The following is a 12407-nucleotide window of genomic DNA, read 5'->3' as shown; positions in this document are numbered from 1 at the left end:
AGCCGTGAGACTTTCCACCAACGGTTCCTTGACCGCGCGGCAAGGCGGTAGGATTTCGTTAATCAAACATGCTTAACGCGCAAGTCTATGATTAGCGCGTCCGGAGAACCTGCGTTGGCAACGGCCCTCGATGGCAAGCGTGTGCTGCATCTGTTGTTGAGAGACGCTCCGGTTTACGCAGTCGCCACCAGCCTTTTTGCATTCTGCCTCGTGCTGTTTGCCAACCATGGTGTCGGTATCGGGCCGGATCTGATCCTTGCCAATGGCCGCCTCTACATGGTTGCCGGCTTTGCCTTGCTGGTGCTTGACGCAGCTCTGCTGCTGGTCAGGAACCGGCCGGATGGACCGACCCGCTTCCTGATCGAAACCTACAGCGCGCGGCTGAAGAGCCCCGCCGTCATCGCAAGCATCCCGACATTCGCGCTCATCATCGTCTTCATGCCGTTCTTTTCGAAGCTGAAGTCGATGATCCCGCTGTTCAACGATTTCGACTGGGACCCGGCCTTCATCGCGTGGGATCGCGCCATTTTCGCAGGCTATGACGCCTGGCAAGTCTTGCAACCGGTGTTTGGCTATCCCCTCATCACCTCAGGCATGGCGATGCTCTATCATGCATGGATGCTGCTGATTTATGCCGGGACGATATTCTTCCTGTTCTATCGCGGCGGTCAGGCCATCCGGCGCGAATATCTGCTTGGGTTCTTCCTGATCTGGACCATCATAGGCGGGGGCATGGCAACCTGGCTTGCGTCCGTGGGTCCATGCTTCGTTGGTCCCATCCTTGGCGATCCCACTTTCGATGCGCAGATGGCCTATCTCAATGAAGCCAACGAGCATTATCCGGTCCTGACGCTCCATGTGCAGGACCTGCTGCTTGGCTGGTACAACGCGGGCGAGCGCGGCCTTGGTAGCGGGATTACCGCAATGCCATCCATGCATGTCTCGATGGCGATGCTGTTCTGGCTTGCGATCCGCCGCGTCTCGCGCGAGGCCGGCTGGTTCTTCATGCTGTTCCTGATCCTGATCTGGATCGGCTCGGTTCACCTCGCATACCACTATGCGGTGGATGGCCTTGTATCCGTCATCGCAACCGCGATCGTATGGAAGCTGTCGACCGCCGCTATCGCTGGCTGGGACGCCTGGCTGGCACGCCGTGAAAACCGCTTTGCTCAGCCCGCTTTGCGCACGAACACAGTCCCGGCAGAGTAACCCGCGCCAAAGCTGCAGATCAGTCCGGTATCGCCTGGTCTCAGGTCATCGCTGTGCTGATGGAAGGCGATGATCGAGCCCGCGCTTGAGGTGTTGCCGTAGGTATCGAGCACTGTCGGGCTCTCATCCTCACTCGCTTCGTGGCCGAGCACGCGCTGCGCGATCAGACGGTTCATGCCGGCATTGGCCTGGTGCAGCCAAAGCCGCCTGAGGCTCTGCGGATCGATACCCAGCCGATCGGCTTCATCCACGATCATCTGCGCGACCATCGGCACGACTTCCTTGAAGACCTTGCGCCCTTCCTGGACGAACAGCTTGTCCGCGCCACCAGCGCTTTCGGGATGCGCTCGGTTCAAGAAGCCGAAATTGTTGCGGATATTATTGGAAAAGACCGTCTTCAGCTTGGTGCCGAGGATGTCCCAATGTTGCGCCGGAGCTTTCGCGCGCGATTCGACCAGCACAGCTGTGGCAACATCACCAAAGATGAAGTGGCTATCGCGGTCGCGCCAATTGAGGTGACCAGAGGTGATCTCCGGACTTACCACCAGCACGCTCGTTGCATTACCTGCACGAATATAGTCCGCTGCAGTCTGGATCCCGAAAGTCGCAGACGAACACGCAACGTTCATGTCAAAGCCAAAGCCATCAATACCCAGCGCGTCCTGGATTTCGACCGCCATCGCCGGATAGGGGCGCTCCATGTTGGATGCCGCACACAGTACCGCATCGACATCCTTTGCATCACGGCCTGCCCGCTCGAGTGCTTGCTTGCACGCCTTCACACCGATTTCCGCCATGATCGAAAGCTCGTCATTGCTGCGCTCGGCCCAGCGCGGCGCCATGATATCAGGGTCGAGTATGGGCTGCTTCGCCATCACGTGGCGCGCCTTGATACCGCTCGCCTTTTCGATGAATTCAACCGAGCTGTGATGGAGTGGCTCCATTGCGCCAGCCGCAATCGCATCTGCGTGCTGCGCATTATGCTTGTCGACGAACGCGTTGAAGCTGTCGACCAGTTCTGCGTTTGTGATGCTCTCTTCCGGCGTGAACAGGCCGGTGGAGCTGATAACAGGATGAGTGCTGTCTGACATGGCTTTGCGCGGTAGTGCCTGTGAGGCATTGGGGCAAGCATTGGAGATGGCTTGTTGACAGCATGATCACGCTTCGCCAAAGGGGCGCGTCTCGGCAATGCGGAGCCTAGCGGCATCGCATCTTGAGCAGCGGCCCAGCCGCAGCATCGACCCGGTAAGTGGACAGGTGGCCGAGTGGTTAAAGGCAGCAGACTGTAAATCTGCCCGCGCAAGCGTACGCTGGTTCGAATCCAGCCCTGTCCACCACCGGCTCCCTCAGCGAAGACAGCACTTCCCCTTCGGCGCGCGCGCTGGCATGGCGCTATCACTATGTCGAAGAACAAGAAGAAAGCGCTGCGCGGCCGCGCTGGCCGGATGAAAGGCGGACGCGGTTCAGGCCGGGCCACCGCTGGCAATGTCCGCCTGTGGGGCCGCCATGCTGTCGAGGCTGCGCTCAAGAACCCCGCGCGCGAACATCGCAAGCTGTGGGCCACGCGCGAGGGCATCGATTCGCTCGATGGCGAGCTGCCACCTGATTTCCCGGTCGAGTATGCCGATGTGACCGACCTTGCGCGGCTGGTCGCCAAGGATGCCCCGCATCAAGGGCTGGTGCTGGAGTGCCTGCCGCTGGCGGACCGTTTTCTCGACGAGTTCACGGATGCCGAGCCCGCCCGCCCCATCGTGGTGCTCGACCAGGTGACCGATCCGCACAATGTCGGCGCGATCCTGCGCTCCTCGGCAGCGTTCGGCGCGGCAGCCATCGTCACTCAGGATCGCCACGCCCCGCCTGAATCGGGCGTGGTCGCAAAGTCAGCCTCTGGCGCACTGGAAGTCGTGCCGTGGGTGCGGGTCGTGAACCTCGCCCGCGCGCTCGATGAACTGGCCGATGCCGGGTATTGGCGGATCGGATTGACCGGACACGCCGAGGAAACGCTTGCTGAAGCCCTTCCCGCTGGGCCGGTCGCGCTGGTGCTGGGCGCAGAGGGCGAAGGGATGCGGCACAATATCCAGCAGCATTGCGACGCGCTCGCCCGGCTGCCGATCACGCGCGATATTGAGAGCCTTAATGTTAGCAATGCGGCAGCAATCGCGCTCTATGCTTGCGCCACACGAGAATTCGAGGGGTAATTTGCCATGTTTGCACGCTTCCTGTTTGTCCTCGCGGCACCGCTGCTGCTGACCGGATGCCTGATATCGCCGGGCAAATTCGCCTCTACGCTTGACCTCAATGACGACGGGACCTTCGCCTTTACGTACGAAGGCGAAATCTTCTTCCTCGGCCTCAGCCAGCTCGCGCAGATGGGCAATGCGGCCGAACAGTTCGAAGCGGAAGAATGCTACGACGAGGATACCTTCGAGCAGCGCGAATGCACCGCTGACGAAATTGCCGCTCAGCGGGCTGAGTGGGACGCTGGCGCGGAAGAACGTGCCGCAAAAGCGAGGAAGGACGCTGAGGAAATGGCCGCGATGATGGGAGGCATTGACCCGAGCGATCCCGAAGCAACTGAAAAACTGCGCAAGCTGCTGCTGCGTCATCGCGGCTGGAACCGCGTCGAGATCAAGGGCAACGGCGTCTATGACGTCAGTTATGCGGTATCGGGCCAATTGGGTCACGACTTCATGTTCCCGACAATCGAAGGTTTCCCGGCGACCAAACCCTTCGTGCAGATCGTCCTGCGTGATGAGAACACCGTCCGCGTCAATGCACCGGGGTTTGCCGCTGACGATGGTTCCAACCCGATGGGTGCGATGATGGGCGGAATGGCCGGACTTGGTGGACTGGCCGCCATGGCGAACGAAGATGCCGACAAGCTGCCGGACCTGCCAGTCATGGCAGGGACCTTCACCATCCGCACGACTGGGGAAATCCTGGCGAACAACACCGACGAAGGTGCGAGCAGCACGGGCGATACGCGGGTGCTGAGCTGGGATGTCGATGCTGGCACTTCGAGCGCTCCGACCGCTTTGGTGCGCTTCAATTGACGCATTTGAAGCATCGCTGAACATAGAAAAACCCCGCCGGATCAGCTCCCGCGGGGTCATTCTTGAATGCCAGATTTGGCTTGAAGGCCGGATTTCGCCCGGCCAATCCGAAATCAGTTCACTGCGTCTTTCAGACCCTTGCCGGCCTTGAACTTGGGCTGGTTGGAAGCCTTGATCGTCATCGGCTCACCGGTCCGGGGGTTGCGACCGGTCGAAGCCTTTCGCTTCGCTACAGAAAAGGTGCCGAAACCAACCAGTCGCACTTCGTCGCCGCCAGAAAGTGCCTTGGTGATGGAATCGAACACACCTTCCACTGCACTGGAAGCGTCGCTTTTCGACAGACCACTGGCATCGGCGACCGCGCTGATCAGATCATTCTTGTTCATCTTATGAGAACCCCCTCATTCAAATATCATCTGCATGATTTGTGATGTGCTTCCCGGGACCGGGAATCGCTTGGCGCGAATCATCGCAACCTGCGAGCTTGGAAGGCGTGAGTCAAAGGCAAATGAAGCGAAAAAGCGCCAATTTGAGCCATTCTGCGGTCATTTGCGACGAATTGAAGCTGAGGTGATGCGCTAAGCGGCAGCACTCCGCTTGGATCACTTGCTCACGCAGCTTTCGCCCCAGCCGATTCGATGCGATGCAAATCCCAGCTCGGATCAATGCGCGGTAGGGGCACCGTCGCCTGGATCGATCGCCCCTTGCGGCTGGCTCGCGAGATCATCCTTTTCAGTCCATTCAATCGGCTCGGGCATTGATGTCAGCGCGTGTTCCAGCACCGCATCGACATGCGCGACCGGGATGATTTCGAGGCCTTCCTTCACATTGTCGGGAATCTCGGCAAGGTCCTTCACATTCTCTTCCGGAATGAGGACTGTCTTGATCCCGCCGCGAAGGGCCGCGAGCAGCTTCTCCTTCAAACCGCCGATTGCCAGCACACGGCCGCGCAAAGTAACCTCGCCGGTCATCGCGACATCGGGACGCACAGCGACACCTGTCAGCGTCGAAACGATCGAGGTAACCATGCCGATCCCGGCACTTGGACCATCCTTGGGCACCGCCCCCTCAGGCAAGTGAATGTGGATGTTCTTGCGCTGGAAGATCGATGGCTTGATCCCGTAGGCAGGCGCGCGCGCCTTCACGAAGCTGAACGCCGCGGCGATACTCTCGCTCATCACATCGCCGAGCTTGCCGGTCGATTTGATCTCGCCCTTGCCCGGCGTGGTCACGCTTTCGATCGTGAGCAGTTCACCGCCAACCGAGGTCCAGGCGAGCCCGGTCACAGCGCCGATCTGCGCTTCCTCTTCCGAAACTCCGTGCTTGAATTTTTGCACGCCGGCGAAGTCGCCGATATTCTCAGCGGTAATGGTAATTTCGGTGGCCTGCTTCTCGAGGATCTTGCGCAAGCTCTTACGCGCCAGACGCGCGATCTCGCGCTCCAGCGTGCGTACACCTGCTTCACGCGTATAATGGCGGATCAGCGCGCGCAAACCTTCTTCGGTGAGGGTGAACTCGCCGTCCTTCAGACCATGCGCCTCGATCTGTTTCGGGATCAGGTGCCGCTTGGCGATCTCGACCTTCTCGTCTTCGGTATAGCCTTCAAGGCGGATGATCTCCATCCGGTCCAGCAGCGGCTGCGGCAGGTTAAGGCTGTTCGCGGTCGTGACAAACATCACGTCCGAGAGATCAATATCGAGCTCGAGATAATGGTCCTGGAACTTGCTGTTCTGTTCAGGGTCGAGCACTTCAAGCAATGCCGAGGCGGGATCGCCCCGGAAGTCCTGCCCAAGCTTGTCGATCTCGTCGAGCAGGAACAGCGGATTGCTGCTCTCCGCCTTCTTGAGATTGGTCACGATCTTGCCGGGCAGCGAACCGATATAAGTCCGCCGGTGACCGCGAATTTCCGCCTCGTCACGAACGCCGCCCAAGGACTGACGCACAAATTTGCGGCCCGTAGCCTTGGCGATCGACTTGCCAAGCGAAGTCTTGCCAACGCCGGGAGGGCCGACGAGACACAGGATCGGACCTTTGAGCTTGTTGGTGCGGGCCTGCACCGCGAGATATTCGATAATCCGGTCCTTGACCTTTTCGAGGCCATAGTGATCCGCATCAAGCACTTCCTGTGCTTTGGCGATATCCTTCTTGAGCCGGGACTTCTTGCCCCATGGCAGCCCCAGCAACACATCGAGGTAATTGCGGATGACAGTCGCTTCCGCGCTCATCGGCTGCATCGCGCGCAGCTTCTTGAGCTCGGCCTTGGCCTTGGTGCGGGCTTCCTTTGAAAGCTTGGTCTTCTCGACCTTCTCCGTCAGCTCAGCGATTTCATCGCCGTCTTCGCCGTCGCCGCCACCCAGCTCGCTCTGGATCGCCTTGAGCTGCTCGTTCAAGTAGTATTCGCGCTGGGTCTTCTCCATCTGGCGCTTCACACGCCCACGGATCTTGCGCTCGACCTGCAGCACGGACAGCTCGCCTTCCATGAAGGACATGACCATTTCGAGCCGCTTCAGCGGGTTTTCCTCAGACAGAAGCGCTTGCTTGTCAGCAACCTTCGCGCTGATCGCGGCCGCAATGCCATCAGCCAGCTGGCCCGCGTCGTCAACGTCGCTCAGGTCCGCACTGGCATCATCGCCCAGCTTCTTGTTGAGCTTGGCATATTCGCCGAACTGTTCAGTCACCTGGCGCATCAGCGCGGTCACTTCGCTGCCCGCTACGGTCTGCTCTTCGCGCGTTTCGATCTCTGCAAGAATGTAACCGCCTTCCGGGCGCAATCCCGTCAGGCTGGCGCGGGCCTTGCCCTCTACCAGAACGCGGACGGTTCCGTCAGGCAGTTTCAGCAGCTGGAGAACCTGCGCGATGACACCAATATCATAGATTTCATCCCGGCCCGGATCGTCGCATCCCGGATCGAGCTGCGCCACGAGGAAGATATCCTTGTCCGCTTCCATCGCCGCCTCAAGCGCCGCGACAGACTTGTCACGGCCCACGAAAAGCGGAACCACCATGCCAGGAAACACGACTATGTCGCGCAGGGGAAGGAGCGGGAGAGAGTACGTCATTGATGTTCCAGTCGGCAGCCAACACTGCCCAATTGCTTCGTTACCGGCTCAAAGGCCGCCATTTCATCGTTGATATGGGAAGCCTGTAGCCGGGCCGCAATGGCCGGTTACTGCCTAACTGTGGATTGCCTGCCGGGTAAGCTTGGTATGTGTGGTCATACCTGCGCGCCCAATTGGACGGCTCAGGACGCCAGCGCCCTCGGCTGGTTCGCCTCTGAGTGGTGGCCTGCACGTCCGCCATGCTTCTCCATCACGCGCGCTGCGGTGTCGCCCATGCCACCGGCAATCCTGGTGTCGACGGAAAGGAACACCTTGCCGCGGCGGATCTCGTCATCATACTGCGCCGCGGTCACGCCATCGACATCATGGTCAGTGAGCATCTTGGCGAGTGCGCCGCCGGTTGCACCGATCACGCCGCTGACCGACGCCATCGAGGATAATGCCGAGGCAGCAATTGCCCCGCCAGCCGCAACAGGCCCCACGCCGGGAACAAGCAAGACCCCGATGCCAACGAGCGCGCCTGCGACACCGCCGCCAGCGATGGCACCGGCGATGCTGAGCGGGCTGTGCCCTTCAGGCCACTGTGCATCAGTGTCCATGAACTGGCTTGCTCGGAACAGCAGCGAGATGGCCTTCGCCGGAATGCCAACCTCGCGCAATTCGCCGATCGCCTTTTCCGCGGCTTCACGGCTGTCGAACATGGCGCAGATCACATCGTCCCTGAGGACCTGCTCCTGCTGACATGCCTTGCGAAACGCGCTGGCGAACGCCTCACGGTCTTGTTCGCTCCGAAAGACCACGCGCAGGCCAGCGCTGTCATGCAGTTTCTGCACACTCGGACTGCGGGTTGGCTTGTAGAGCGTACGCATTAGCATCGCGGTGGTTGTCGGACGCATGGTCTGATCGGTACCGCGATTGATCCATTCAACCGAGCGCGGCCGCGGGTGATCCGGCGCGAGATAGTTTATCGCGCGCAGATCCTCTGCCTTGATCACATACTGGATCGTTGAACTCGGTTTGTCGCTCATGTGCATGGTTAGAAAGGATAAGGCCGGGGCCAGTCTATAGCCGCCCCGATGCCTGTCTCAAACGCGGACAGCTCTCAGGGAGGAGGTAAACTGGTGAAGATCAGCTTACCGGATCCTGTGCTGCCTCCTGCAGCTGTGCTAGTCGCGGAAGCTCGGGTCGATCCGGTCGAGCTTGCGCAGCAGCGCCGGCCAAGCGAGCGCGTTTGCGACCATCCCGATGCCAGCCGGCGGCGTCTGCGCCTTGACTTTCTCAGGCGTGCCTTGTGGCGGGTTGTAAAGATAGTCGCGCCCGGCGGCGAGCATCTTGACCTGCGCATCGCACGCTCGCTCGATAAAATAGAGCCGCAGGAAGCATTCGCCCACCGTCTTGCCGATCGCGAGGGTTCCGTGGTTCCGCAGGATCATGGTATGCTTGTCGCCCATGTCTGCAACCAGCCGCTCGCGCTCTTCGAGGTCTGTCGCGATGCCTTCATACTCGTGATAGGCAATGTCCGCACGCGCGATCATCCCGGTCTGGGTATGCTCAAGCAAGCCGTCCTTCATCGCGCTTACCGCCTGGCCTGCTGGCGTGTGGAGATGCATCACCGCGTGGGCATCCTCGCAATTCATGTGCAGCGCAGAGTGGATCGTGAAGCCCGCCGGATTGACCGGATGCGATGTCGGTATCACCGGCTGCCCATCGACATCGATCTTGACCAGCGAGGAGGCCGTGATCTCCTCAAACATCATGTCATAAGGATTGATCAGGAAATGGTGCTCAGGCCCCGGCACACGTGCAGAAAGGTGTGTGAAGATCAGATCGTCCCAGCCATACAGCGCCACGAGACGATAGGCAGCGGCGAGATCGACGCGAACCGCCCATTCCTCATCACTCACCTGCGCGCGGACATCCGCATCAGTGCCGGTGCCATTATCGTTCATCACGGTAGCCATGACATTCCCCCTTCAGAAATTCGGTTGCGTATCGCCACTAGCATGAATTTTGTGAGATCCATAGCTGGCAGGGGCCTAACGCTTGCGGTTCATCCCTTTACGCCGATTGCAAGAAAAAGGCGAGCAAGCAGGATCATCGCCAGCGGGAACAGAAACGCCCAGCTGGCCGCGGGCCAGATTAGCGCGGGGATGAACATCTGCAGCGCGAGGAAGGGTAGGAGCAGCCCGTTCGCCAGCAGAGCCAAGCGTGCAGCGCTCGCGCGGACGTCGCTCGACAAGGCAAACGCTGCAAACAGTGTGGCGAGCGACATGAAGCTGTATCCCAACAGATCGATCGCAAAAAGAAAGGATTCGTAGGGAACGAACAGCAACAGGGCGATATCTGCAGTATCGGCTTCAATCAGTCGCGGCCCGACGAAGGTCAGCTGAACAAAATAGACCAGCCCTGTAAGCGTCGCGTAGATTGCGGCGAAGGCCAGCGCTGCCAGCGCGATGCCCGAACGATCGATTGGCACCAGGCTTCGCATGCAGGCAATCGCCGCGAGGAAGGCAGGTCCCAGCAACAGCGATGGGGTCAGCAGCAACGCTAGACCGAAGGCAGTGCTGGAGGCGTTGGGTCCGCCCTGCGAGCCGAGCCAGCCCAGCCACTCGGCAATTTGCGCAAGCGAATAGAACAGCGCCAGCGCGGCAGAAGCCGACGCTGCCCAGAACCCCAGTTTCAGATCGCCGGACAGGCGGGCCACGGCAAGAGTGTCCCTCAGCCCATGCCGGGCAGGTTAAAGCCCGGTGGCAGGCCCATTCCGCCCTGCACTCTCTTCATTTCCTCGGCAGAAACGCGGTCGGCCTTGTCGCGCGCATCGTTGAAAGCGGCGGTCACAAGGTCTTCGACCATCTGCTTTTCTTCTGGCTTCATCAGGCTCTCGTCGATCGAAACGCCAAGGATGCGACCCTTCGCGCTCGCACGAACCTTGACGAGACCGCCGCCCGACTGGCCTTCAACCTCGATTGCGTCGAGCTTGGCCTGCATCTCGTTCATCTGCGTCTGGATGGTCTCCGCCGCCTTCTGTGCGGCCTGGATCATTTCTTCCATCGATTTCATCGCTCGGTGTCCTTCATTTGCGGGAGGTCTCAGCGGCTCCAGCGGTCGCTGGCAGCGCGCGTGACGTTATCGGTTTCATTGAGGATTTCAGCATCGGGAAAGCCTTCCAGCACGGCTTTGACAAGCGGATGATTGCGCCGGCGTTCATCATCGGCCCTGGCCTTGGCTTCCGCCTGTTCGCGCAAGGTCGGTACGCCTTCGCTCTCGCTTTGCTCGAGCTGCCAGCGCTGGCCGGTAACCTTGAGCAAAGCTTCGCGGATTTCCGGCGCGGGATCATCGCTCATGCCCGGCGCGAGCGAATAGACCAGCCTGTCGGCCCCGATCTCGATAACGCGGATCCAGTCGCGCATCAGTTGAGCAACGCGCAGCTGGCCGTTGTCATCGACTTGCTGAACCAGCGCTGCCCAGCCGGGCGCGCCCGCGCTTGCAGCGGGAGCAGCGTCAGCAGAGGCGCTGGACGTATCGCCATTGGTCGGTGCTGGCCCGCGCTTGACGAGTTCTTCCAGCTTGTCCGCAAGCTTGCCCGGATCGGGCAGTTCATTGGCATGCAGCACGCGCAGCAGCGCCATTTGCGCCGAAACCAGCGGATCGGGCGCAGCGCGCACTTCCTCATGACCCTTGAGGAGTAATTGCCACAGCCGGTGAAGCTGTCCGGGCGACAAGCGATTGGCAAGCTCACCCAGAGCCGCGCGCTCCTCGCTGGTTGGCGCATCGGGCTGTGCTCCTGTAACCTTTGCGACGGTCACGCGGTGCACCAGATCAAGCTGCCCGCGCATCAGCGCCAGCGGTTCGACGCCCAGCGCGTATTGGTCCGCAACGCCTGAAAGCAGCGCCTTGGCATCGCCTGAAAGCAACACTTCGAGCAGCTTGCGCTGCGCGCTCTTGTCAGCGAGGCCAAGCATGTCGCGCACGCGCTCGCCCGTCACCTTGCCCCCGGTGTCGAGGTCCGCATGGGCAATCGCCTGGTCGAGGATGGAAAGGCCATCGCGCACCGAACCTTCAGCCGCGCCCGCAATAATGCGGATCGCTTCATCCTCTGCGGCAATGCCCTCCTGCTCGCACACCCATGCAAAATGCTTTTCCAGGAGCTCGCTCGAAATGCGGCGCAGGTCGAAGCGCTGGGTACGGCTGAGGACCGTCACAGGCAGCTTCTCGACTTCGGTGGTGGCGAACAGGAATTTCACATGCGGCGGCGGCTCTTCCAGCGTCTTGAGCAGCGCGTTGAACGCGTTGCGGCTAAGCATGTGAACTTCGTCAATGATGTAGATCTTGTAGCGCGCACTGACCGCAGCATAGCGCACCGCTTCGATGATCTCGCGCACATCGTCGACCCCGGTGTTGGAGGCCGCGTCCATTTCGATCACGTCGATATGGCGGCCTTCCGCAATCGCCGTGCAGGGTTCGCACACTCCGCATGGGTCAATCGTCGGGCCGCCCTGCCCGTCTGGCCCTACGCAATTCAGGGCCTTCGCGATCAAACGGGCAGTAGAGGTCTTGCCGACCCCGCGAACGCCGGTCATCAGGAAGGCGTGCGCCAGCCGGTCGCGTTTGATCGCGTTGGCGAGCGTCGTCACCATCGCCTGCTGCCCGATCAGTTCCTTGAAGGTCTGCGGGCGGTATTTGCGGGCGAGTACGCGGTAGGGCTGATTAGTGTCTGCTGGAGCCGGTGGCGCAGGATGAACGGCTTGTTCCTCGGATGTAGGCTCCGCTTTTGCTTCCGGCGAAGGGTCGCCGAACATCGCGGACTGCCCGGCAGCCTCCAGCTCAGCGGCGCTTGGCTGCTGTTCTTCGTCCTGCTGCGTTTCCCACGGCGGCGTGTCAGTATTTTCCGGTGAATCACCCATGCATGACTAGCTAGGCGCTGGCAGCGCTTTTGTCATGTGGATGAGATAGGAAAAAGGAGCCGAGCGACCCGCCGCAATCCACCTGGGCTGCTTCCTTCCGGACCTGACCCGGTGAGCGAACGCAAACGTCCACCCGACTCCCGGAGGGCCATATGGCGTTGTCAGTGCTGATTTTCAAGTCA

General features: G+C 60.6%; 11 protein-coding genes, 1 tRNA gene and 1 other RNA gene. 4 read left to right on the top strand and 9 right to left on the bottom strand.

Features of this window, described 5'->3' with window-relative positions:
* The first annotated feature begins 114 nt into the window (after positions 1–114).
* Positions 115–1209: a phosphatase PAP2 family protein gene (locus ACG9DO_RS08080; RefSeq protein WP_394726909.1), complete on the top strand. Its 1095-nt coding sequence runs from the start codon at positions 115–117 to the stop codon at positions 1207–1209.
* Here the strand turns inward: ACG9DO_RS08080 and ACG9DO_RS08075 are convergent.
* Positions 1170–2300 (bottom strand): beta-ketoacyl-ACP synthase III, encoded by a 1131-nt coding sequence (locus tag ACG9DO_RS08075; RefSeq protein ID WP_394726907.1) that lies wholly within the window; start codon positions 2298–2300, stop codon positions 1170–1172. The two genes, ACG9DO_RS08080 and ACG9DO_RS08075, sit on opposite strands and share 40 nt — an antisense overlap.
* Before the next feature lie 160 nt (positions 2301–2460).
* On the opposite strand from ACG9DO_RS08075, the gene ACG9DO_RS08070 reads away from it, so the two are divergent.
* From ACG9DO_RS08070 to ACG9DO_RS08060, 3 genes are all read left to right on the top strand, one after another.
* A tRNA-Tyr gene (locus ACG9DO_RS08070) sits at positions 2461–2546 on the top strand.
* A gap of 63 nt (positions 2547–2609) precedes the next feature.
* On the top strand, positions 2610–3407 hold the full coding sequence (rlmB, locus tag ACG9DO_RS08065; protein WP_394726905.1) for a 23S rRNA (guanosine(2251)-2'-O)-methyltransferase RlmB: 798 nt from the start codon (positions 2610–2612) through the stop codon (positions 3405–3407).
* Positions 3408–3413: 6 nt separating this feature from the next.
* The gene (locus tag ACG9DO_RS08060; RefSeq protein ID WP_394726903.1) at positions 3414–4262 is read left to right on the top strand and encodes a hypothetical protein; all 849 of its coding nucleotides are present in this window, start codon (positions 3414–3416) and stop codon (positions 4260–4262) included.
* A 113-nt stretch (positions 4263–4375) separates the two neighbouring features.
* Here the strand turns inward: ACG9DO_RS08060 and ACG9DO_RS08055 are convergent, their stop codons facing one another.
* From ACG9DO_RS08055 to ffs, 8 genes are all read right to left on the bottom strand, one after another.
* Positions 4376–4648 carry an HU family DNA-binding protein gene (locus ACG9DO_RS08055; protein WP_221588391.1) on the bottom strand — a complete coding sequence of 91 codons (273 nt, stop codon included), beginning with the start codon at positions 4646–4648 and terminating at the stop codon, positions 4376–4378.
* A 276-nt stretch (positions 4649–4924) separates the two neighbouring features.
* Complete coding sequence (gene lon, locus ACG9DO_RS08050; RefSeq protein ID WP_394726901.1) at positions 4925–7321, bottom strand: endopeptidase La; 2397 nt, start codon at positions 7319–7321, stop codon at positions 4925–4927.
* A gap of 182 nt (positions 7322–7503) precedes the next feature.
* Complete coding sequence (locus ACG9DO_RS08045) at positions 7504–8349, bottom strand: hypothetical protein (protein WP_394726899.1); 846 nt, start codon at positions 8347–8349, stop codon at positions 7504–7506.
* 138 nt (positions 8350–8487) lie between these two features.
* Positions 8488–9282, bottom strand: coding sequence for a class II aldolase/adducin family protein (locus ACG9DO_RS08040; protein ID WP_394726897.1), 795 nt, complete (start codon positions 9280–9282; stop codon positions 8488–8490).
* Between the two features lie 89 nt (positions 9283–9371).
* Positions 9372–10025: a hypothetical protein gene (locus ACG9DO_RS08035; protein ID WP_394726895.1), complete on the bottom strand. Its 654-nt coding sequence runs from the start codon at positions 10023–10025 to the stop codon at positions 9372–9374.
* Positions 10026–10039: 14 nt separating this feature from the next.
* Positions 10040–10381, bottom strand: coding sequence for a YbaB/EbfC family nucleoid-associated protein (locus tag ACG9DO_RS08030; protein WP_394726893.1), 342 nt, complete (start codon positions 10379–10381; stop codon positions 10040–10042).
* Positions 10382–10410: 29 nt separating this feature from the next.
* A complete protein-coding gene (locus ACG9DO_RS08025) occupies positions 10411–12225 on the bottom strand; it encodes a DNA polymerase III subunit gamma/tau (protein ID WP_394726891.1) in 1815 nt (604 codons plus the stop codon).
* 49 nt (positions 12226–12274) lie between these two features.
* An RNA gene (ffs, locus tag ACG9DO_RS08020) (signal recognition particle sRNA small type) lies at positions 12275–12369 on the bottom strand.
* Positions 12370–12407: the final 38 nt, after the last annotated feature.

The organism is Altererythrobacter sp. GH1-8, from assembly GCF_043702085.1.
In the GTDB taxonomy this organism is placed as follows: Bacteria; Pseudomonadota; Alphaproteobacteria; order Sphingomonadales; family Sphingomonadaceae; genus Erythrobacter.
The sequence above is the reverse complement of the archived record's forward strand: the minus strand, read 5'-3'. Positions and strand labels throughout refer to the sequence as shown.